Raw genomic sequence first — 20,255 nt, 5'->3', positions numbered from 1 at the left:
AAATGGTGATTGACGACAGATGGGTCGTGCCGGCGCGTGCGACGGTCAGAACCTCTCCGGTTTGACGAGTGCGTAGATCAGATAGACGAACAGGCCCGCGGCAAGCAGACCGGCGAGAGCGGTCATGAGCGATACCCTCCCGCAGGCAGGAAAGCAGGACGGCGAGGCGTGGATCGGGGCTGGAATGGCATAGGTCAGGCTCACGTTGGAATCGTGGCCTGCACTCTATGCAAAATGATCTAAAGACGGCGCTGAGTTTTGACGGCCGATGTTAAGACCACGTTAAGAGGTCGACGTCGGCCGCGCGCCCTGGCGACGTCAGGCGCGCAATGTGCGCCGACCTATTGCGCCTGGTGAAAGGCGGGTTGATCGCCCTTTCGCCAATGGTGTTGTTTGCACTGCACCCAGGCCGAAATCACAAGGAGAAGAACGATGACCCTGCTCATCTATCTGATCGGATGGATCATTTTCATTGGCGGCGTGGCGTGGGCATTGATGGCGCTGCATGTTGCGCTGCACATCATCGAGATCGTGGTGGTGATACTGCTCGGCATCGCGGTGATCACGGGCGCCACGCGTGCGCGCAATCGCGACCGGTCGATGTAGCCATAGCAGGACGAGTCACGCATGTTGCAGACCGACTGCGCCTCACACGGCCATACCAAGATCGGCAAAACTCGTGACTTTTGCCTCACAAGCCTGCGCAAGCCGCAAATCGTGACTCGAAAAGAAGACCGCACTGTCTTTAGCCAGATTCCTGAACAGATCGATGAGAACTGCGCGCGCGGCGGCGTCGAGCCCGTTGCCCGGCTCGTCCGCGATGACGACGGCGGGCTCGCCCAGCATCGTCGCCGTCAGGAATAGCTTCTTGCGGGTGCCGAGCGACATCTGCTCGAAGCGCTTATCGAGGTGCGGTGCGAGGCCGAAGCGATCCGCGAGATCGAGCGTGCGGGCGTCGACGGTGGTCTTCTTCGTCGACGCCACGAGTTCGAGAAACGCCCGACCGGGCTGGAACGGATACGCCATGCAGTCGTCAGGCACGTAGGCCAGCGCAGATTTCGCCTTGAGCGGATCGGCACGCAGCGAATGACCGTCGAGCCAGACCTCCCCTTCGTCGGCCTCGATCGCGCCGGCAAGGATGCCGAGCAACGTGGATTTGCCACTGCCGTTTTCATCGCAGAGTGCCACGCATCCGGCGCCGCTGGCGTAATGCAATCCGTGGAAGATGACGCGCTCGCCAAAGCGTTTGCCGAGGTTTTCGAATCGAAGCATGGTGGAATCTATCAAGTGAACAATGGCCAGACGGCAGCGACCCAGATCGCGGCCGACATCGTGCCGAGCAGGACGGATTGCCGGGGCGCGTAACGCTGCGGGAGATACAGCAAGGCAACGAGCGGCGCGCCCGAGCACAGGAGCGCCGCTGCCGACCACCACGGCAAAACGCCATGTGCGACCAGCAGCAGCGGCGCAACGCAGGCGAACGGCAGCGCCAGCGCGGCGACCGTCAGCATATCGGCACGCGGTTGCACCGCCGCTGCAATCGGCAGCGATCGCGTGAACTGCCCCGCGCGAAGGTGCGCCGCGCGCAAATCGCGATAGGTCGTCGCGGCGACCAGCGCAGTCACGGCCTGCGATATCAACGTCAGGGGCACGGCGCGGGCGTCGAAGTTCCAGAGGCCAAGCAGCAAGCAGGTGGAGGCCGAGACGGAGCCCATCACCAGGTAGCGTGCGAAGACGCCTGCGGCGCGATTCCACACGATGCCGATCTGCAGCCTCGTCACAGGCGAAAGGCCCTGCCCAACGTTAGCGCGCACGCAGCCCATGAGGCGGCGCGCGAGCGCGCCAAGCGGTCCAGGCCGTGAAGTCGAAGCAGCCGGTGTATGGGCGATCGCAAACGCCGCGAGCAGCAGGGGGATGAGCAGCAGCGCCGGCCTGATCGAGTCGCCCGTCTGCAGCGCGCCGACGAGGATGAGATTGGCGGCAACCAACGGAACCGCGTTGCGCGCGCTGCGCGACAACGCAGTCAATTGCCATCCAAGCGTAATCAGCAGCAGATCGAGAACGAACAGATAGTTGCCTGCCTTCTGCGGCAGAAAGGCCAGCGCGACCGCGGCGGCGAGCACGGGCAGAAACAGCGGCGTACTCGCGACGAGCACGACAGCAATATCGACGGCGCGGCGGCGGCCATGGGAAGTGGGCAACGAATCGAGGAAGGCGGCAAACGCGCCGCCGGTGATAGCGCTACGTTGCGCGAGCACCCACAGCATGCCGACGGCTTCGAGCAGGTGCACCCACACGAACCGCCATTGCATGCCGTGCGCAGGCGCGAGCGCGGCGAGGACCGGCGCACCGAGAATCCGCGTCTGGGCGAACACAGGCATCGCCGGCAGCAACAGCAGGATTGAAAGCGTCAGCGCCTGCCAATGTCTGCGCAACAGGCGAGACGTCGCGAGGGCGTACCAGCGCAGTCGGCAGGACAACATCATGTTTTCAGTTTCCCTTAACGCAGTCGCGAAATCGTGCACGAGGCGGACCCGATATCGTGCCACGCCGGCTGCGGTGCAACAACCGCACCCACCTTTCGTGGGCACTCCGCCTCTATTATTTAAAATAACCGACAAATAACTTTCATATTTATTTCTGTATCGACTTTCGATTTTTATCCAGTCAACTCTGGCGGAATTGAAATGCAATGTTATATCATTGCATTTCAATTCCGCGACGAGCCGAGGCTTTGCGAGGTGCGCGCGGAAAACAATAACGCTTCCAGACCGCATCATGATCCACCGCACACTCATCGCCCGCGCGGCGCTAGTCTCGTTCGCCATGATCGCGGCCAGTCAGGCGCAGGCCGCAGACGCCGGCACCACACTCAACGGCACAGTGAAGGACACGACCGGCAAGCCGGTGGATCATGCCGCCATCGTGCTCGAGGACGCGAGCGGCGCGCAGGCGGGACAAACCACGACCGATGCGACTGGACACTTCGAACTCCTTCACATTGCCACGGGCACCTACGCGGTGACCGTCACGGCGCCCGGTTTCGCCGCAGCCTCGCAGCTCGCGACCACGGCGCCTGCGAGTCCGGCCAGCGTGGCCGTGGTTCTGACCAGGGGCGGCACGCTCGACGTGCAGGTCAACGCGAAGCGGCTCAACGAGGCGCGCAATGGCCTGCTGCCGGAGACGGGCAGCAGCATCTACCGGATCACCCAGGCCGACATCCAGGCCATGCCGCAAGGCCAAAACACGCCGCTGAACCAGGTGTTGCTGCAGGCCCCCGGCGTCGCGGACGACTCATACGGCCAGGTGCATGTGCGGGGCGACCACGCCGACCTGCAATACCGGATCAACGGCATTCTGATTCCCGAGCCGATCAGCGGTTTCGGGCAATCGCTCGATACGCGCATCATCGACCAGCTCAATCTCCTGACCGGCGCGCTGCCGGCCGAATACGGCTACCGCACGGCCGGCATCGTGGATATCCGCACCAAATCGGGCGATCTCGGCAACGGCGGCTCGATCGATGTCTATGGCGGCAGTCACCAGACCATCCAGACGAGCGCCGATGTCTACGGCAGCAAGGGCGATTTCAGCTATTACTTCAGCGGTTCGCTGGGCGAGAACAATCTGGGCATCGAGGCGCCCACCGCGTCGCCGAGTCCGATCCACGATCACACGCGCCAGGGCAATGCCTTCGGGTATATGTCGTACATCATCAACCCGCTCACGCGCGTGAGCGTGATGTTCGGCACGACGAGCAACCAGTTCGAGATCCCGAATACGCCCGGCCTCACGCCGAACTTCATGCTCGCCGGCGTGCCGACGTTCGACTCCGCCAACCTGAACGAAACCCAGTCGGAGCTGAACAACTTCGCGGTCGTCGCGCTGCAGGGGACCAACGGCGGGGCGCTCGACTATCAGGTTGCGTTTTTCACGCGCTATACGCGCACCCAGTTCAACCCGGACCCGGTCGGCGACCTGATCTTCAACGGAGTTGCCTCGCAGGACTTCCACAGCGATACCGCCAACGGCCTGCAGGCCGATACCACGTACCGTCTGAACGACCACCACACGCTGCGCGCCGGCGTGCTCTTTCAGCAGGAGCATGCGAACTTCTGGGACAACGTGTCGGTTTTCCCCGCGGACGCCAACGGCAATCAGACCTCGGATGTGCCCTTCACGCTCTCCGATTCGAGCAGCAAGACGGGTTACCTGTACAGCGCGTATATCCAGGACGAGTGGAAGATCAACGACAGGCTCACCCTGAATTACGGTCTGCGCTATGACGGCATGGACGAATACGTGCAGGCGAACCAGTTGAGTCCGCGCATTGGCGCGGTGGTCAAGCTGACGCCCACGACGACGTTTCATGCCGGCTACGCCCGCTACTTCACGCCGCCTTCGTTCGAGCTGGTTTCCAGTTCCACCATCAGCCGCTTCAATGGCACGACCAATCAGAGCGAGGTCACGCAGAACGATCCGGTGCAGCCCGAGCGCGCCGATTACTTCGATCTTGGCGTGACCCAGCAAGTCGGCGCGGATCTCACGCTGGGGCTGGACGCGTACTACAAGAAGGCGCACAACCTGCTCGACCTCGGCCAGTTTGGCGCGGCGCTCATCTATACGCCGTTCAACTACCAGTACGGGCGTGTCTATGGCGTCGAATTCACGGCCAATTACAAGCATGAAAACGTGTCGGCGTATCTGAACCTCGCCTACAGCCGCGCAATGGGCAAGAACGTCACTTCCGCCCAGTTCAATTTCGGCGCGGACGAACTGGCCTATATCAGCAACAACTGGGTATTCCTCGATCACGACCAGCGGGTGACGGCGTCCTTCGGCGGCGCCTACAACTGGCATCGCACTACCTTCACGATGGACGGCACGGCAGGCAGCGGCCTGCGCAACGGCTTTGCCAACACCGGCAAGATGCCCTTCTATGCGCAGATCAATCTGGCCGTCATCGAGCATTTCAACCTGCCCGTGGTCGGCAAGATGGATGGGCGTGTCGTGGTGGTCAATGCGTTCGGCAGAACCTATGCGTTGCGCGATGGTTCCGGCATCGGCGTGTTCGCGCCTCAATACGGTCCCTATCGTGCGTTCTATGCAGGACTCACCAAATATTTTTGACGGAACCAGATAACCGGGTGCTTTCATGCAAGACTGGACAGGAATCGTGCAGGCCGCGCGGATTGGCGGATGGGTCGTTTATCCGCTCACGCTGCTCGCCATCATTGCGCTCGTCATCACGCTCGATCGCGCGTGGGTGTTCTGGCGCTTCGCGGTCATTCCCGCCGCCCCGCAGGCGCAAGCCCATGCGGCGGACGAGCCCGATCGCACCGCTGCGCTATTGCGACTACCGCCGCAGCACGCATTGCGCAGGCTGCTCGAACCGTTGATCGGTCACGCGGCGAAGCCCGCATGGTGGATCGAGGCCAGGGCCGGCGCGCTCGCACTCGACGTGCAGCGCGACATGTCGAGAGGCCTGTGGGTGCTCGAAACGATCGTGACAGCCGCACCGCTGCTCGGTCTGCTGGGGACGATCGTCGGCATGATGCATGCGTTCCGGTTGCTCGGAAATAACGGCCTCGTCAATCCCGGCGGGGTAACCGGCGGCGTGGCGCAGGCGCTGGTGGCGACCGCCATCGGCCTCGTGATCGCACTGGTCTCGCTGTTCGCCTTCAACTATTTTTCGAGGCGCATCGACAGGCTCATGGACGAGCTCGAAGCGATCGCGAGCACGTGGCTCAGCAACGTGAGACTCGCGCAGGAACACGAGGCGCAAACGTCATGAAGCTGCGCCGTTCCCGGGCATCGAAGCGCGGTCGAATCGAGATCATTCCGATGATCGATGTGATGTTCTTCCTGCTCGCCACCTTCATGCTCGCGTCGCTCACGATGCAGCGGCTCGACGCGGTCAAACTCGATCTGCCGCGCGGCGCGGCGCAACCGCTTGCCGCGCAGCAGCCCCTCACGCTCAGCGTAAGCCGCGGCGGACAGATCGCGGTGAACCGCCAGGACGTGCCGCTCGATGAAGTGGCGGGAACAGTAAAGCGGCAGCTCGCTGCCGATGGAAACGTGGTGGTGGCCGCGGACGCCGGCGCTCCGAACGGGCTGGTCGTTCAGGCCATGCTTCAAGCCCGTTTGGGCGGAGCCGGCCATTTCCTCATTGCGGTCCACCGTGACCAGCCGTAGCACCGCGCGCTTCGTCAGGCTGCTTGACGCGCGCGGTCCGAGAGCCGTGGCCGGATGCGTCGTGGCGCTCGCGGTGTGGGCCGCATTCGTCAATATGTTCGTGGCCGGTCTTGCGGAAAATTCGCAACCCGCCCGTTCGTTGACGCTCGATGCGCGCGTGGTAGAAATCACAACGCCAGCGCCGCCCCAACCGCAGGCCGCAGCCGCACGCCCTGCGCCGAGCAGCGCAGCGCCATCCCGCCCTGTGCGCGTGGTTCGGCCGATGAATCGGCCTGCGGCGCCGGCTCCCACGCGCTTGACTGCGCATACCGAATCCCCGTTGCCGGCGCCCGTGCCCGCGCCGCCGGCCGCCACGACAGCCCGTGCCAACGCCGAAACCGCATCGGCTACCTCCGCTCCGTCTGGCACCGCTTCCGCAGCGTCCGGCGATACCACCGCGCATCCGCTCATCCAGCCGTTGCCCGTGCTTCCCGATGATCTGCGCGAGTCTGCATATCGGGCCATCGCGCTAGCTCGCTTCACGATCCATCCCGATGGTTCGGTCGACGTCGCGCTCGTCAAGCCCACCCAGAACCCGCGCCTGAACCAGTTGCTGCTGGAGACGCTTCGAAACTGGCATTTTTTCCCCGCAATGAAGCAAGGGCATCCGGTCGAAAGCGAACAGGACATCCGCGTCCATTTCAATATCGAGTAAGGCCGGCAGCGCGGCTGCTGACATATACTCGTCGTGCCGCGCCGGAAAAAGCCTCGAGTGCCTCGACGCTCGCGTCTGGTGCGGCCCCTTAAATCTGCCGCAAGAGTGACTACGTGATTTGAAATGAGCGATGGCGTGGAGTACGAACGGCTCGTCGATCTTCCGGGACTGGTTCTTGGCACTGGGCGTTTCAAGGCGTTCAATTTCGGCCGGCATTACCATCTTGACTATCACGTTGGGCTCGTGACCGAAGGGATTCAGCGCCAATGCGCGAACGGCGAGGCAGTACTGCTCGGGCCGGGTCGCATTTCCTTGATGCCGCCCGGCGAGATCCATGACGGCGCTGGAGAAAGCGGCAATGCGTATACGCTGAGGACCTTCAGGCTGTCCCGGGACCTGCTGCAAGACGTCACGACCGAGGTAACGGACTCGGCTCGCGAGCCCGATCTGAAAGCCATGATGATCGAGAATCCGACACTGGCTGCGCACTTGTTGCAGCTCCACGACGCGATGCGATCGTCGCCGGGTGCTTCCTCGCTATCCGTGCAGTCGGAATGGCTTTCCCTGCTGTATTGCCTGTTTAACCAGTCGGGAGCCATCAAGCCGATGGCCATTCAAGGCACGCTCTCGCCCATGCACAGGCAACGGCTCAAAGACTATTGCCTGTTTCATCTGGCCGAGAAAATCACGCTCGATGAACTGGCTACCATGTGCGGCCTGGGGCGCTTTCATTTTTTGCGCCGCTTCAAGCAGACGGTTGGCATGACGCCACACGCCTGGCTGCTGCGTCTGCGACTGGAACAAGCGTGCACCTTGCTGGCACGCGGCAAGCAAACCATCGCCGAAGTCGCCCAGGGCGTCGGGTTTTACGATCAAAGCCATTTCAACAAGGCGTTCCGTCACGCGTTTGGCGTGGCCCCGTCCGCCTACTGAGCCGATGGACCTTCACTCGCCTCTCGCGTCAATTTTTTACAAGCCAGACTCCCCCTTCCTCTTTAGGATCAGCAGAAGAACGGTTGGTCCGATCGCAAACCTGGAAGCCCATCGCAATGAATCTGCACTTTGAAACCCCTTTGGTGGAGTCGCGCGCCTTGAGCGTCCCTGGTGAACAATCCGTGTGGCTCAAGCTCGACGCCTTGCAGCCATGTGGATCGTTCAAGATCCGGGGCATCGGCCATGCTTGCTCTGTCCACCAAAGTCGTGGCGCGCAGCGTTTCGTTTCCTCGTCCGGGGGGAATGCGGGTCTTGCCGTGGCGTATGCGGGCCGGCGCCTGGGCGTTCCGGTGCTAGTCGTGGTGCCGGAAACGACGACGGAACGCGCCAAGGAGTTGCTCCGCCTGGAAGCTGCCGAGGTCGTGGTGCACGGCAGTTCCTGGCAAGAGGCAAACCAGTTCGCGCAGACTTTGCTGGGCGCGACGGACGCGTTTCTGCATCCCTTCGACGATCCGCTGCTGTGGCACGGCCATGCCTCGATGATCGATGAAGTTGCCCAGGCCCGCTTCAAGCCGGATGCCGTCGTGCTTTCCGTCGGCGGCGGCGGTCTGCTTGCTGGCGTGGTGGAAGGCCTGCAGCGCAATCATTGGCACGACGTGCCGGTGTTGGCCGTCGAAACCGATGGCGCCGCTTCACTCCATGCCGCTATCGAGGCGGGTCATACGGTGGCGTTGCCGTGTATCTCCAGCGTCGCCACGTCACTCGGCGCCAAGCGCGTGTGCGAGCAGGCATTGCGCTGCGTGCGCGAGCACCCTGTCCACAGTCTCGTCGTGTCGGACTCCAGCGCACTCGCTGCCTGCGAGCGTTTTCTCGCGGATCACCGCATTCTGGTCGAGCCGGCTTGCGGCGCAGCGCTGTCCGTCGCCTACGAAAGGCATCCGGCCTTGACCCGATACAGGAAGATTCTGGTTGTCGTATGCGGCGGCGCTACGGCCACCATCGACCAGATACGCGCGTGGGCTAGCGAGGCAGATAGCCGATGACCTTGTGCCCGCGACGGCGGAAACGATAGAATCTTCTCCGCCGAAAATAGAGTGGCAGGTTGGTATCTCCTGCGCCCAGTTGCTGGGTTCTAATTCCGCCGCGGCGTCAACCTTACTTTCACCAAGTTGAGGGGACGCGCTGTGGAGAAGACGCTGCGCATCCCTCAGAATGAGGAGTCTGCACAGATGCGCACCAACACAAAAGACCCGTCAACCGGAGCAGGAGCGCTGTTCAGCGGTTTGACTTTCGACCGCGAAGCGCTGACCCGCCTGCTGCGAGAATGCGGCGACGAACCGACGTTCGAGCACTGCAGTTTCGACGGCGAAGATCTTTCGAATCTCGATCTCCGCGCCGCCCGATTCACACAGTGCAGCTTCGAGCACACCCTGCTCGAGCACTGCGAACTCTCGAGAAGCCGCTGGCTGGCGTGCAAGGGCGCAGCCGCGAGATTTCGCTACGCCAATCTGAGCGACGCGCGTTTCTACCGCAGTGATCTGAACAATACCGACTGGACAGGCTCGAAACTCGCCTCGGCGGCGTTTACCGAGGTGAAGCTAACGGGCGCCCGCTTTGTCGACGCCCGCACCCTGGGGCTCAGCTTTCACGATTCACTGCTGGTTGGCGCAGACCTGAAGGGGCTCTCCTTCCGGAAACAAACCCTCGAGGCACTGAACTTCACCGACGCGGATCTGTCCGATTGCGACTTTCGCGACGCCGTATTCGAAGGCGGCAGCCTGCGCAACGCACAGCTGCGCAACAGCCGCTTTGACGGTGCGGACCTACGCTCTGTAGACCTAAGCGGGTTTCGACTCTCCGATGTGCTGCAGCATCTCAAAGGCACGATACTCTCCGTCGATCAAGCCGTGATGCTGGTTGGAGACTGCGGCGTGCGCGTGTTGTAACCCGGTGAAGGCCAGCACGAGCTGGCCTTTGCCTGCGATCGCCACGGCAACGTCAGCCGGGAACTCCCATTGCGCTACGAGGAAACGCTACTTACAGGAGCCCGACATGCACTGGCGTCATCTAGCGCTTGGTTCGCTCATAGCCGCGACATTCTCTTTGCCCATTGCATGGGGTGCGAATGACGACCAGCACATGAATCGGCCGAACGATCTTCATACTGCCACCCCGATCAAGCACCTGGTCGTGATCTATGGAGAGAATGTCTCGTTCGATCATTACTTCGCGACCTATCCGCATGCGGCGAATCCCTCAGACGAACCGGCGTTCAACGCGCTGCCCGGTACGCCCAGGGTGAACGGTCTGACTGGCCCACTCCTCTCCAGAAATCCGAATGCCACGAATCCGGCCAATGGCACGGGCGCAGCGAACCCGTTCCGCATCGACCGTACGCAGGCGGCCACCGCCGACCAGGATCACGCCTATGCGGCAGAACAGCAAGCCTATGACAACGGCGCCGCCGACCTGTTCCCGAAGTACACGGGCAAAGGGCCGAACGACAGCGCCAGTGAGTCTGGAAGCCGTCGCCAGGTGATGGGCTATTACGACGGCAACACGGTCACCGCGCTGTGGAATTACGCACAGCGATTCGCGATGAGCGACAACGCCTGGTCGTCGACCTATGGCCCGTCGACGCCAGGCGCGCTGGAGGTGGTCTCGGGTCAAACCAACGGCGTGAGGCCCGTGCGGACGACGAAAAAGCCTTCGGTCCCGGGCTCCTACTACGTGAACGACGGACAGGGCGGCTTCACGCTGATCGACGACGTCGATCCTGCCTTCGACCAATGCTCGAGCCAGCGCGACACCATCCTGATGACGGGCCGGAATATCGGCGACCTCCTGAACGCCCGCAATATCTCGTGGGGCGGCTTCATGGGCGGCTTCGACCTCGAGACCGTGAACAGCAACGGCACGACCGCGTGCAGGCGCAGCACGCTATCGGCAGTCGTCGGTGCGGCCACGGCCGACTACGTGCCACACCACAACTGGTTCCAGTATTACGCGTCGACGTCGAACCCGAAGCATCTGCGCCCCAGTTCGATCGAAGCGATCGGGCATACCCTGGAAAGAGATGGCCGAACTCCGGACCCAGCCAATCATCAGTACGATTCCGACGACTTCTTTGGCGCGGTGAGCGCCGGGAACTTTCCGGCCGTGAGCTTTCTCAAGGCCCCCGCATTCCAGGACGGTCACGCGGGCTATTCGGATCCACTCGACGAGCAGGCGTTCGTCGCGAAGGTCGTCAACTTCCTGCAACGCCAGCCGGACTGGACCAGCACCGCCATCGTCGTGACGTGGGATGACTCGGATGGCTGGTACGACCACGCTTACGCACTGCCGACGAGCGCGTCATACGATTCGTTCGCCGATCACCTCAACGGCCAGGGAAAATGCGGTACCGGCTCCGCGCAGGACGGCGTAAACGGCAAACCCGTGAACGGCCGCTGCGGCCCGGGCGCACGCATTCCGTTTCTCGTCATTTCGCCGTGGGCAAAGGAGAACTACGTCGACCATACGTTGATCGACCAGTCGTCGGTCGTTCGCTTCATCGAGGACAACTGGCTCGACGGACAACGCATCGGCGGCGGATCGTTCGACAGCAAGGCCGGCAGCATCATGGGCATGTTCGATTTCGGCCGCCGCGACGAAGACCTCGCGCAGCGCAGGCTGCTTCTCGACCCGCCGACAGGGCTGCCAGTCGGTCAGCCTGCGAAGGTCTGGCGCCAGGCAGCGCGGAATTCGAGAGGCATTCCAGTTTTGATTTCGATTCAACGCAAGGGTAAACGATGCAGTGTGCGCCATTTCTACACTGGCTTCTTGTAGATATGTCAACGCATCTCCGCAATTCGTCTCCGCCGTTTACAGCCTCCTGATAATTCATATGGTTGATTTGGAATCCAAATCTGTCTCACCTCCATTTGCTGGCCGCTACGCGTCCGCCCCGAGCGCCGCCTGCGCTATGGCTGATTGTGGCTTCGGTCACGGCCCGGGATAAAAACGTGGCGCTATGTATCGAACGAATAACGCCCTCGTCTTTACACAGGCCGTTGCAAATTCTTCTGACGCTCGAGAGGGTACGAGGATTGCAATACAAGCGAAGCGCGTTGACGTGAACGCCGATTGCCAGATGACCCACAGAGACCCAGACGGCTTTTGGAGTCGCGCGACGCGATGCCAGACATTTGCATGAGCGGGGGCTCTTCTATGTCGAACCGACACGAGGCCTCTCCTGCCGAGACGGGGGAGGTTCTGGTACTGGTGGGCGCCGCCTTCGCTGTGCTTGGCGGCTGGCTCGTCGCAATGGGTTCCACGCCCTACTACGTCGTCACCGGCCTCGCGCTGATCGGCTCGGGTACCCTCATGGTGCGAAGCCGCTCAGCAGGCGTCTGGAGCGTCTTTTTCACGCTCGTCGCGGCACTCGTCTGGTCTATCTCCGAAGTCGGGCGCGACGGCTGGAAGCCCATGCCGCGCCTGCTGTTGCTCGCGTTGCTCGGCATCTGGTTCTACCTCAACATCGTCGTCGGCAATTCGGCGATCGCCCGTCCCGTTCGCGTCGTGGCGGGCGTCGCGGCAGTCGTCTACGCGCTCACGATCGTCGGCATGTTCTCGCCCAAAGTGCCCATGTCGGTGGCGCAGCACCTTCGCTATGGACCGCTATCTGCGCCCCACAACAGCAGCACGTCGTCCGATCAGGGCAACTAGCACTCGCCGACATTCTCGCGGTGAACGATTTGAGAATTGATTTCGATTCAAATGGCGAGCTCCTGATGCGCGCTTTCGGGCTGCATCAGACGGGCGAGGAACACCAGTTGCTTGAAGGCAGGTCCGGAAGCCACAGAGGTAAGCCACCGTGCTCATACAATTTCCAGACGAAGATGCTTTCTACTACGCGAGTGGCACGATCCGCTATCGCGCCGTCGTCGACGGCACATGGGTCATGTGCGAAATATCTCCGGAGGCCCTTGAAGACTATTTCCGTGCGCGCTCGGGTCGCGCCGGCCTGTTGGCCGCCTTCGCAACACATAGAAAGGAGATCGAATCAATCACAAGACAAATACTTCCCCATCGGATCTCCGCTGGACGCTGTCAGCTTTTCTTGCGAGACTGCCTGTACCGGCCAGCAAGGAGCGAAGCCGACATGAGGCACAACAGGGAAATCATGGAAGCCGCCCGACGCGACGAGACAGCAATCACGAGCGCATGCCTACCTTCTGACATGGCAGCTCTCGAGGCTGCAAGTGCGTTGACGTGAGCGCGCGCTCTGCAATGTCATTCCCTTGAATGCGAATGCCGCCGGGTCCTTGACGCACTGCAGTGTGATCGAAGGCACGCTATATGCGCACGTTCGAGATTGCATCGCAGCAGCTCGCTGCTGCGAACTGCTTTCACCGTGTGCGCTGGCTTGAAAAGAAGACGAATAATGCCTTGCGTATGTGGCACGGAGGCGGTTGAGGCTTCTGTTCGAGACCGCCCTTCTCATGAATTCATCAGCGGGATGGCCACAATAATGAACAGCTTCGATACCGTCATTCTGGGAGCCCTCACCCAACTTCAGCTTCCGCCCCAGGTCAATTACGCCATTGGGGTAATTGCCGACTTCTACACGTTCAAGGGTTATCTGTTGATCCCGTTGTTGTGGTGGATCTGGTTCCAGCCACACGAGCGGCGTGGCTGGCGCCGCGAGATCGTACTCGCCACGCTGGCGAGCGGACTGATTGCATTGGCGGTGGGGCGCCTTCTTGCGCGCATTCTGCCGTACCGAGAAAGGCCGCTATTCACGCCGGACCTGCATCTGCATTTCGCCTCGTCGCCCGTGCAGCTCGCCGGGCTGATGCACTGGAGTTCCTTTCCAAGCGATCACGCCATGCTGTGGACGGCTGTGGCGATGGGGATCTTCCTTGTCTGGCGAGGCATCGGCATTCTTGCGTTTCTGTCAGTCGCGGCATTCGTCTGCTTTCCGCGCGCGTACCTGGGTTATCACTACCCGACGGATCTGCTCGTCGGCGCCTTGATCGGCATCGTGATTACCTGGATCATGACGCGCAGAGCCGTGAGAAGACGCACGGTCAAGCCCTTCATGCGCTACGTCATGCGCTACCCCGGGCCGGTCGCGGCGGTCGGTTTTCTGCTCTGTTTCGAACTGGTCACGCAGTTCGACGATCTTCTACGGCTCGCCCATTCGGTACTGCATACGGCGACATGACTGATGCCGGCGCCGAACCCACGCCAATCCTGGCTGCGGGCTTTCCCGCCCACCGCCTTCGCGATGGTGATGGCCACGGGCATCGTCTCGATCGCGGCGCATCTGCTGGGCTACGACATGGTTGGGTGGCTGCTTCTCGGCATCAATGCAGCGGCGTGGCCCGGCTTGCTCGCCATCACGCTGTGCCGTCTCGTGCGCTATCCCCGCGCGGTGCATGCCGATATCGTCGATCACAGCCGCGGACCGGGCTTTCTCACGGTCGTTGCGGCAACGGCTGTGCTCGGCAGCCAACTCTCGGTGTATCACGTGCTGCCACGCGAGCTACCGTGGTTCCTCGGTCTTGCGGCCGCGCTCTGGCTCGCTGTCGGCTATACGTTTCTCGCTGCCATGACCATTGGCCAGCGAAAGCCGAGCCTGCATACCGGGCTCAACGGAACGTGGCTGCTGCTGGTCGTTGCGACCGAATCGATTGCAGTGCTGGCCCTTGCCGTCTCGCGCATGAACGGCGAGAGCGTGCCGCTGCTCGATCTGCTCGCGCTCGGGGCGTGGCTGCTGGGCGGCGTCCTGTACATGATCCTCATCACGCTCATTTTCTACCGGTGGTGCTTCGTGCCCATGACGGCTGCGGACCTCACGGAACCGTGGTGGATCAACATGGGAGCGATGGCGATTACCACGCTGGCCGGCAGTCGTCTCATTCTGGCCGGGCATCATCTCGCGGCCTGGCCCGGCGACGACCTGTTCGTGCTGCGGGTTCTGACCACTGCGTGCTGGTTCACGGCAACGTTCTGGATTCCTCTGCTTGCCGCTCTCTACATCGAGAAGCACGTCATCATCGGCGAGCCCGTTCGGTATACGGCGGCGGAATGGTCCGTCGTCTTTCCGCTCGGCATGTACTCTGCCGCGACCTGGTTGTATGCCGAGGCCACCGGATTTCACATACTCGCTTATGTGGCACACGTCACGGTGTTCATCGCCTTCGCGGCGTGGGCACTGGCTTCATTCGGACTGCTACGCGCCGCGATGAGATCGGTCACCGGGAAATGACGACCCTGGTAGGGCACTACTGCGTATCACTACGCGCGTGCGTCGTGATCTGCACGAAATCGGCAACGATACGCCCTGCGCCGTAGTGTGCTTCCATCTGCTTCAACTGCTGCCCCACCGCCGCAAGGTAAGCCGAGCGAGACTCCGAAGCCGGACGCAGCCCATCGAACAACGGCGCCGGCGTAATCAGCAAAACGATCATCTCCGTGCCGAACGGCTTGTCCACGAGCCAGTATCCCGATCCTCCGACCGTCGCCGAGAAGCCAGCCGGCGCCTGGTTGTCGCGCTCGACGTTGCTGGGAACGAGATGCACGACACTGCCGTCGAGCGCGAAATAATCGACGTTGACGTATGACTCGTAATGCGGCGTGGTGATATCGACGATGAGCGGCATGCCCTGCGTCAGGCGCGCGTCGAGTGGCCGCGTATGGATCGTCGCGCCGCTGCCCGCCAGATGGTTGGCGCGCCAATACGGCGCGAACGCGCTCACGACTTCGCAGTTGTGGTTCTCGACCGCAGTCACGTCGAGTTTCGCGGCCTGCCCGCCGGGCGTTTGCGCGAGCGCGTCATGAACGTGCGCCATGTTCTCGCCAGTATTGGCAAAGCCACGCACCTGGACCACGTGCTCGGGCAGCGACGCCGCAAGCGCCGAGCACGGAATGCGCGCGAGCGTCGCGTTCAGCGCGGCGATCGACGCCGCGTCGGCCACCGGCGCGCTCGATGCCGGAGCCACTGCAACCGCGCTCGCGGCTGGCACGCTCGCCACAACCGCCGCTGGCACTGCGGCAAGCACCGGCGAGGCCGGCGCCTCCGAGGCCGCGTTCATCGCACTGGCGGGCGCCATAGCGCTCATGGAGGGCTTTGCGCCCGTTTGCCCATGCCCGGAAAGCACGCGATAGCCTAGCCATAGCCCCGCAGCGACGACGACCGCGCCCACGCCAATGGCGCCGACCCGGGCGCCCGGGAACGCCGATGCCTGCTTGAGCACGCCCATGCCTTCGAGAAACTGATTGACGCTCGCGGTGCGCGAGGCGCGGTCGAACGAAAGCGCCGCACTCAAGGTGCGCCATTGACCGCGATCGAGCCCAGGCGGCCGCTCGGCGCGCATCTTGTCGCTGCGTGCCTGGGTGGCCGATTTGCGGTTGAACGGATGCTTGCCGGCGAGCAGTTCGTAGGACACACAGGCGAGCGCATAGACATCGTCGCGCGGGTCCGGCTCGCGATGTTCGAACATCTCCGGGCTCGCATAGGCGGGCGTGATGCCGCCGAGCGTCGCGGGATCGAACACGGTGACGTCGGGATCTTCTTCGGGCCGCTGGAACACGCGCGCAATGCCGAAGTCGATCACCTTCACATCGCCGCCGTCGGTGAGGAAAACATTGGCGGGCTTGAAGTCGCAATGCACGAAGCCGCGCTCGTGCGCATAGGCCAGCGCCTGCCCCATCCCGGCAATGATGGGCCGCGCCTTTTCGAACGGCATACCCGCGAAACCGGGCGCGCGCAGCAGCTTGCTGAGCGGCTTGCCCGACAGATATTCCATCGTGAGGTAGACGAGCGGCCCGTCGCGGTCGAAGTCGTACACCGTGACGATATTGCGGTGCGCGAGCGTCTGCGCCTTGCGGGCCTCGCGCTGCAGTGCGATCAGCGAAGTCGGCTGACCGCGGAACTGCACGTTCAGCACCTTGATCGCGATATAAGGTTTGCGGTCCGAAGCTTCCAGCTTGCGCAAATCGAGCGCCTTGTAGACGGTGCCCATGCCGCCCACGCCCAGACATTCTTCGAGCACGAAGCGTCCGTTGAGCGTGTCGCCGATCCCTTTCACGTGTTCCGCATCGTCGCCCGTGGTGGCGGTACGCGCAGCGGCAAGGGCTTCGTGGATGCGAGTGGAGTCGTCCACGGCCGCCGCGTTGTCCTCGCGATGTTCGATGCGGCGCAGAACCTCGGTATACACGGCATCGGGCAGCGGGTGGACGGTTTGCGTCGCGTCCACCGCTTCGCGCAGGCGCGCGCAATTGGCCGCGTCGACCGCGAGCACGTGGTCGATCTCGGCGAAGAACGCCTCGCGTGAGAGCGCCCCGCTCTGGAATGTCTGGATCAGCTGCGCAAGGCTCATCATTCGTATGCCTTCAACTCGGCTTCAGGATGGCCGAGGCGCTTTGGGTCACACGTTAACGGCGCACGATCGCGCCGCGTGTGGCTGCTGCCGCGATCCCCGTCGAGCCCGCAGCAACGCGGTCCCGTCATCTTTAAAGCATACAGAGTCGCCGCCGGATCTGCGCGCACCGTGATCTCAGCCGGCGCGCGCGCTTGCAACCATGCAACAAGGTCTGATGAGAGATTAATCTGCGGCCACGCGCAGTGCAATCGGTGCCTGAACCAGGCCTTTGGCTCGCACGTGTTGCCACAGATCCAACGGCCTCGCCGCGCGCTGTTGGGCTTCCACCATCAGCGTTTTGGCGCGCAGGCGCTGGCAGCGGTCCTCCCCGCACCCGGCGGCTTGCTGCAAAGCCCCGTCGCACAAGGCGTCGCGCGGTTCGTGAGGTTAGCGCGAAGGCGCTGGCACACCCTGTGCATCAAGAGGAGCGAGCCCGCAAGATACTGCAGCTCAATCGCCAACTACCCCGTACTGCCCTTCTGGAGAACTGTCATGAGCAAGCTGATGATCGCCGACCTGAGCGTCGCGCAAGAACTCGACCGCAAAGCAATGAGCGCCGTTCGCGGCGGCGGCGGCCTGAGCCTCTGGCCCGGCTACTACCCGGCGCCGTCGTTCAAGTACGACACGACGAACTTCAACGCCCAGCAGTTGATCGGCCAGACGAACACCATCGAGAACAACGTGGGCAACGACGTCGCCTTCGCGCAGAACATCCACGCGACGGTCAACCCGGTGCAGACGGCCCACAACACGATCAACTTCTGATCGTCCCGCCGGCGGCGCGGCCGCACGCTGCGTTCATGCGCGTGCCGCGCCCGCCCGGGTCCATCCGTCCTATTCATCAGCAACTGGAGGCTCATCATGAGTTCCCTCGTTATCCGCGAGCTGGCTCCCGGAACGGCGCTCGACCGCCGCGCCATGACAGCCGTACGCGGCGGCAACGGCAGCTCCTACGGTGGCTACGGCCCGATCGCCAACATCACCGTCTCGCCCAACATCGTGCAGAACATCTCGCAGGTTCAGGTGGTCGACGTCGCCGCGCTCAACAATATCGGTTATATCGGCGCTGGCTTCGGGCCGCTGAATCTCAAGGTCAATCCCTCGCAATACGCGAACACCGGCGTGATGTTTTAGCCGCTGCCGCGAAGGGATCATGCAGACGGCGCCGCGAGGCGCCGCCTGCTTGTTTACGTGCGCCGCGCGCCACCGCCTATACTCAAACGACTCCCCTCTAGCCCAATCCGCTCACGTGGAGCAGACCATGAGCATTATCGTCATCAAGGACCTTCCGGAAAGCGTGGAACTGGACAGGCAGGCCATGGCCGCGATCGTGGGCGGCGCCCGCGTCGCCTCGCAGCGCACGCTACTCGTGCCGCGGCCATTTATCGGCGTACGTGTGGAGATCGAAGGCTCGCCCGCGCAGCGGGGGCCGACAACCGTCCCCACGGCGCGGCCCCGCCCGACGCTGCTGCGCTGAATTCAGGCAGCGCGCACGGTCATCGCCGGACGTGTGCTGGCAGGCGGAAATACGCACCACGTGCCATCGTCGTGGCGGAAGAAGAAGATTGCAATCGTGCGCGCGGGATGCACCGCTTCTACGCAGACATAGCGCAGCCGTTGCTCCTGCGTGCGGCTGAAACGCACCACACGGGCCGGCACGCGCGCGTTGGGTGCGAGCCACTTGTCGACGAGGGTGCGCAGCGAAGTTTCGGCGGAATTCATGATGGTCTCCGATGCAAGTGGCGATGCGTGTCGTAATGGTCTCGACTGGATCTGGCGTTCACACCGCCTGCGCGGCGTACGTTTGGCGGCTGGCCTGCACGCGGCGCGCGTGAATCAGCGCGCGCAGCACGCGCAAGCCGGCCAGCGGATGGGCAATGCAGGTGCGGACCTGGTCGCTGCGGCCCTTGCCGTCCACGCACCAGGTGCAGAAGTGTTCGCAGTTGTTGCTGAGCAGGCGGTAGCGGTCTTCGCCGAGACGCGAGCGCGCACGCGCGACGGCTTCGCGGCCCACGAAGGCCGCGCACGGATGCGCGACGACGGCGACTTCGTAGCCGGCCGCGAAACGTTCGAGCGTGACCTCTTCGATCGGACCGCGATGCAGCGACACGCACAAGCCGGCGTAATGGACGACGCGCCCACCGCCGACATAGATGCCGTGATGGCTGTAGCCCGCGCGACGCGACACGAGATGCGCGCCGAGCGGCGGTTCGTCTGCGTGCATCGTCGGTTGGAGGTCGGCTCTCATGGCTGCATCCGTCTGGCTGGTTGCCGGCTTCCGGTGCTGCTCAACGGTTTGCCGGTTGCCAACTACCCTGCATCAGACATGCCAGGCGGCCGATCACGGTTGTATAAGGCGTAGCGGGAGAACGTAGGTGCTGGAGGCGCCAGTGTGTCGGCGACATGCCAACTCGAGCGCTTCGATTGTGTCGGCGCCGAGCCATCAGTTCGCCGCCAAACCGCCTCACGAAGCGGGATGGCCTGTGTGTCGGAGTCCTGATGACGACCGGCAACCAACGTGTTGGCGAGCGCACGACCATCGCACCGCGGCCGCACGAGACGCGGGCGCGCGCGGAACGCGCTGCGCGAACGCGATGTCATATGGGGCAAGCCTCACGGGGGAGATGGCGCGCGAGCGCCGCGTTTCGCCGAAAAATGGCATGCTGCTTGCAAGGTATGGTCGGAACGCCGCGTGCCCGCGGCCATCATCTTGACGGAGACCTGTCATGACCTCGCTCGCCATCACCGACCTTCATCTGCAATGCGATCTCGACCGCAAGGCCATGTCGTTTATCCGGGGCGCAGGCGCGCCGTGGGTATTCGGCTGGATACAGCCCTACCAGCCCGCGCAGCCTTCGCCGTTCGGACCCGTCATCAACCTCTACCAGACCAACAACACGTTCTACGCGAATCAGGTCGTCAATCAGTACCAGACGCTCGACGTGACCAATTCGGCGTCCAACTCGAACGTTGCGGTAAACGTGGGCCAGAACGGCAGGAATAACGGACTCGTCGCGTAGCCT

General features: G+C 62.9%; 22 protein-coding genes and 1 pseudogene. 17 read left to right on the top strand and 6 right to left on the bottom strand.

Translation table 11 applies throughout. From position 1 onward, the window contains the following. Positions 1–45: 45 nt before the first annotated feature. Positions 46–204, bottom strand: coding sequence for a K(+)-transporting ATPase subunit F (gene kdpF / locus AB4Y35_RS21895; RefSeq protein ID WP_368705893.1), 159 nt, complete (start codon positions 202–204; stop codon positions 46–48). A 228-nt stretch (positions 205–432) separates the two neighbouring features. On the opposite strand from kdpF, the gene AB4Y35_RS21890 reads away from it, so the two are divergent. Beyond that, positions 433–606, top strand: a complete 174-nt coding sequence (locus tag AB4Y35_RS21890) for a hypothetical protein (protein WP_368705892.1) — start codon at positions 433–435, stop codon at positions 604–606. Positions 607–648: 42 nt separating this feature from the next. Here the strand turns inward: AB4Y35_RS21890 and AB4Y35_RS21885 are convergent, their stop codons facing one another. Next, complete coding sequence (locus tag AB4Y35_RS21885; protein WP_368705891.1) at positions 649–1,272, bottom strand: ATP-binding cassette domain-containing protein; 624 nt, start codon at positions 1,270–1,272, stop codon at positions 649–651. An 11-nt stretch (positions 1,273–1,283) separates the two neighbouring features. Beyond that, positions 1,284–2,693, bottom strand: a complete 1,410-nt coding sequence (locus AB4Y35_RS21880) for a hypothetical protein (RefSeq protein ID WP_368705890.1) — start codon at positions 2,691–2,693, stop codon at positions 1,284–1,286. A gap of 85 nt (positions 2,694–2,778) precedes the next feature. Here AB4Y35_RS21880 and AB4Y35_RS21875 point away from each other — a divergent pair, with 85 nt between their 5' ends. The 12 genes and pseudogenes from AB4Y35_RS21875 (at position 2,779) to AB4Y35_RS21820 (ending at position 15,077) form a co-directional block, all read left to right on the top strand. Continuing rightward, positions 2,779–5,130: a TonB-dependent receptor gene (locus tag AB4Y35_RS21875; RefSeq protein ID WP_368705889.1), complete on the top strand. Its 2,352-nt coding sequence runs from the start codon at positions 2,779–2,781 to the stop codon at positions 5,128–5,130. 25 nt (positions 5,131–5,155) lie between these two features. Then, the gene (locus AB4Y35_RS21870; RefSeq protein WP_368705888.1) at positions 5,156–5,794 is read left to right on the top strand and encodes a MotA/TolQ/ExbB proton channel family protein; all 639 of its coding nucleotides are present in this window, start codon (positions 5,156–5,158) and stop codon (positions 5,792–5,794) included. After that, on the top strand, positions 5,791–6,195 hold the full coding sequence (locus tag AB4Y35_RS21865) for an ExbD/TolR family protein (protein WP_368688018.1): 405 nt from the start codon (positions 5,791–5,793) through the stop codon (positions 6,193–6,195). The genes AB4Y35_RS21870 and AB4Y35_RS21865 overlap by 4 nt, the downstream gene beginning before the upstream one ends. A 319-nt stretch (positions 6,196–6,514) precedes the next feature. Next, positions 6,515–6,889, top strand: coding sequence for an energy transducer TonB (locus AB4Y35_RS21860; protein WP_368705887.1), 375 nt, complete (start codon positions 6,515–6,517; stop codon positions 6,887–6,889). A 123-nt stretch (positions 6,890–7,012) separates the two neighbouring features. Further along, complete coding sequence (locus AB4Y35_RS21855) at positions 7,013–7,822, top strand: helix-turn-helix domain-containing protein (RefSeq protein WP_368705886.1); 810 nt, start codon at positions 7,013–7,015, stop codon at positions 7,820–7,822. A gap of 116 nt (positions 7,823–7,938) precedes the next feature. Then, positions 7,939–8,865: a pyridoxal-phosphate dependent enzyme gene (locus tag AB4Y35_RS21850; RefSeq protein WP_368705885.1), complete on the top strand. Its 927-nt coding sequence runs from the start codon at positions 7,939–7,941 to the stop codon at positions 8,863–8,865. A gap of 141 nt (positions 8,866–9,006) precedes the next feature. Beyond that, positions 9,007–9,768 carry a pentapeptide repeat-containing protein gene (locus AB4Y35_RS21845; protein ID WP_368705884.1) on the top strand — a complete coding sequence of 254 codons (762 nt, stop codon included), beginning with the start codon at positions 9,007–9,009 and terminating at the stop codon, positions 9,766–9,768. A 193-nt stretch (positions 9,769–9,961) separates the two neighbouring features. Beyond that, positions 9,962–11,461: pseudogene (locus tag AB4Y35_RS21840) on the top strand (phospholipase C); the annotation flags it as partial. 570 nt (positions 11,462–12,031) lie between these two features. Beyond that, entirely contained in the window at positions 12,032–12,529 is a 498-nt protein-coding gene (locus AB4Y35_RS21835; protein WP_368705883.1) for a hypothetical protein, read from the top strand. Positions 12,530–12,677: 148 nt separating this feature from the next. Continuing rightward, positions 12,678–13,079 carry a DUF1488 family protein gene (locus AB4Y35_RS21830; RefSeq protein WP_368705882.1) on the top strand — a complete coding sequence of 134 codons (402 nt, stop codon included), beginning with the start codon at positions 12,678–12,680 and terminating at the stop codon, positions 13,077–13,079. Between the two features lie 255 nt (positions 13,080–13,334). After that, positions 13,335–14,030 carry a phosphatase PAP2 family protein gene (locus AB4Y35_RS21825; protein ID WP_368705881.1) on the top strand — a complete coding sequence of 232 codons (696 nt, stop codon included), beginning with the start codon at positions 13,335–13,337 and terminating at the stop codon, positions 14,028–14,030. Between the two features lie 3 nt (positions 14,031–14,033). Then, the gene (locus AB4Y35_RS21820) at positions 14,034–15,077 is read left to right on the top strand and encodes a tellurite resistance/C4-dicarboxylate transporter family protein (protein ID WP_368705880.1); all 1,044 of its coding nucleotides are present in this window, start codon (positions 14,034–14,036) and stop codon (positions 15,075–15,077) included. 16 nt (positions 15,078–15,093) lie between these two features. On the opposite strand, the gene AB4Y35_RS21815 is transcribed toward AB4Y35_RS21820, so the two are convergent. After that, positions 15,094–17,193 carry a protein kinase gene (locus AB4Y35_RS21815; RefSeq protein ID WP_368705879.1) on the bottom strand — a complete coding sequence of 700 codons (2,100 nt, stop codon included), beginning with the start codon at positions 17,191–17,193 and terminating at the stop codon, positions 15,094–15,096. A 531-nt stretch (positions 17,194–17,724) separates the two neighbouring features. On the opposite strand from AB4Y35_RS21815, the gene AB4Y35_RS21810 reads away from it, so the two are divergent. The 3 genes from AB4Y35_RS21810 (at position 17,725) to AB4Y35_RS21800 (ending at position 18,709) form a co-directional block, all read left to right on the top strand. After that, positions 17,725–17,997: a hypothetical protein gene (locus AB4Y35_RS21810; protein WP_028204749.1), complete on the top strand. Its 273-nt coding sequence runs from the start codon at positions 17,725–17,727 to the stop codon at positions 17,995–17,997. A gap of 96 nt (positions 17,998–18,093) precedes the next feature. Then, a complete protein-coding gene (locus tag AB4Y35_RS21805) occupies positions 18,094–18,366 on the top strand; it encodes a hypothetical protein (protein WP_368705878.1) in 273 nt (90 codons plus the stop codon). A 127-nt stretch (positions 18,367–18,493) separates the two neighbouring features. Next, positions 18,494–18,709, top strand: coding sequence for a hypothetical protein (locus tag AB4Y35_RS21800; protein WP_368694784.1), 216 nt, complete (start codon positions 18,494–18,496; stop codon positions 18,707–18,709). Positions 18,710–18,711: 2 nt separating this feature from the next. Here AB4Y35_RS21800 and AB4Y35_RS21795 read toward each other — a convergent pair whose 3' ends face one another. Both AB4Y35_RS21795 and AB4Y35_RS21790 read right to left on the bottom strand, forming a co-directional pair. Continuing rightward, positions 18,712–18,954 carry a hypothetical protein gene (locus AB4Y35_RS21795; RefSeq protein ID WP_368705877.1) on the bottom strand — a complete coding sequence of 81 codons (243 nt, stop codon included), beginning with the start codon at positions 18,952–18,954 and terminating at the stop codon, positions 18,712–18,714. A 58-nt stretch (positions 18,955–19,012) separates the two neighbouring features. Next, positions 19,013–19,480 carry a lecithin retinol acyltransferase family protein gene (locus tag AB4Y35_RS21790; RefSeq protein WP_368705876.1) on the bottom strand — a complete coding sequence of 156 codons (468 nt, stop codon included), beginning with the start codon at positions 19,478–19,480 and terminating at the stop codon, positions 19,013–19,015. A gap of 478 nt (positions 19,481–19,958) precedes the next feature. Between AB4Y35_RS21790 and AB4Y35_RS21785 the strand changes: the two genes are divergently transcribed. Continuing rightward, positions 19,959–20,252 carry a hypothetical protein gene (locus AB4Y35_RS21785; protein WP_368688030.1) on the top strand — a complete coding sequence of 98 codons (294 nt, stop codon included), beginning with the start codon at positions 19,959–19,961 and terminating at the stop codon, positions 20,250–20,252. The last annotated feature ends 3 nt before the right edge of the window (positions 20,253–20,255 follow it).

Source organism: Paraburkholderia sp. EG286A, from assembly GCF_040965375.1.
In the GTDB taxonomy this organism is placed as follows: Bacteria; Pseudomonadota; Gammaproteobacteria; order Burkholderiales; family Burkholderiaceae; genus Paraburkholderia.
This window is presented reverse-complemented; position numbering and strand designations above follow the sequence as displayed.

What these genes read in the sequence shown, in the direction of transcription:
- AB4Y35_RS21890 (WP_368705892.1), top strand. Translation starts at nt 433, where the DNA reads ATGACCCTGCTCATCTATCTGATCGGATGGATCATTTTCATTGGCGGC.
- AB4Y35_RS21885 (WP_368705891.1), bottom strand. Translation starts at nt 1,272, where the DNA reads ATGCTTCGATTCGAAAACCTCGGCAAACGCTTTGGCGAGCGCGTCATC.
- AB4Y35_RS21875 (WP_368705889.1), top strand. Translation starts at nt 2,779, where the DNA reads ATGATCCACCGCACACTCATCGCCCGCGCGGCGCTAGTCTCGTTCGCC.
- AB4Y35_RS21870 (WP_368705888.1), top strand. Translation starts at nt 5,156, where the DNA reads ATGCAAGACTGGACAGGAATCGTGCAGGCCGCGCGGATTGGCGGATGG.
- AB4Y35_RS21865 (WP_368688018.1), top strand. Translation starts at nt 5,791, where the DNA reads ATGAAGCTGCGCCGTTCCCGGGCATCGAAGCGCGGTCGAATCGAGATC.
- AB4Y35_RS21855 (WP_368705886.1), top strand. Translation starts at nt 7,013, where the DNA reads ATGAGCGATGGCGTGGAGTACGAACGGCTCGTCGATCTTCCGGGACTG.
- AB4Y35_RS21850 (WP_368705885.1), top strand. Translation starts at nt 7,939, where the DNA reads ATGAATCTGCACTTTGAAACCCCTTTGGTGGAGTCGCGCGCCTTGAGC.
- AB4Y35_RS21835 (WP_368705883.1), top strand. Translation starts at nt 12,032, where the DNA reads ATGTCGAACCGACACGAGGCCTCTCCTGCCGAGACGGGGGAGGTTCTG.
- AB4Y35_RS21825 (WP_368705881.1), top strand. Translation starts at nt 13,335, where the DNA reads ATGAACAGCTTCGATACCGTCATTCTGGGAGCCCTCACCCAACTTCAG.
- AB4Y35_RS21820 (WP_368705880.1), top strand. Translation starts at nt 14,034, where the DNA reads ATGCCGGCGCCGAACCCACGCCAATCCTGGCTGCGGGCTTTCCCGCCC.
- AB4Y35_RS21815 (WP_368705879.1), bottom strand. Translation starts at nt 17,193, where the DNA reads ATGATGAGCCTTGCGCAGCTGATCCAGACATTCCAGAGCGGGGCGCTC.
- AB4Y35_RS21810 (WP_028204749.1), top strand. Translation starts at nt 17,725, where the DNA reads ATGAGCAAGCTGATGATCGCCGACCTGAGCGTCGCGCAAGAACTCGAC.
- AB4Y35_RS21805 (WP_368705878.1), top strand. Translation starts at nt 18,094, where the DNA reads ATGAGTTCCCTCGTTATCCGCGAGCTGGCTCCCGGAACGGCGCTCGAC.
- AB4Y35_RS21800 (WP_368694784.1), top strand. Translation starts at nt 18,494, where the DNA reads ATGAGCATTATCGTCATCAAGGACCTTCCGGAAAGCGTGGAACTGGAC.
- AB4Y35_RS21795 (WP_368705877.1), bottom strand. Translation starts at nt 18,954, where the DNA reads ATGAATTCCGCCGAAACTTCGCTGCGCACCCTCGTCGACAAGTGGCTC.
- AB4Y35_RS21790 (WP_368705876.1), bottom strand. Translation starts at nt 19,480, where the DNA reads ATGAGAGCCGACCTCCAACCGACGATGCACGCAGACGAACCGCCGCTC.
- AB4Y35_RS21785 (WP_368688030.1), top strand. Translation starts at nt 19,959, where the DNA reads ATGACCTCGCTCGCCATCACCGACCTTCATCTGCAATGCGATCTCGAC.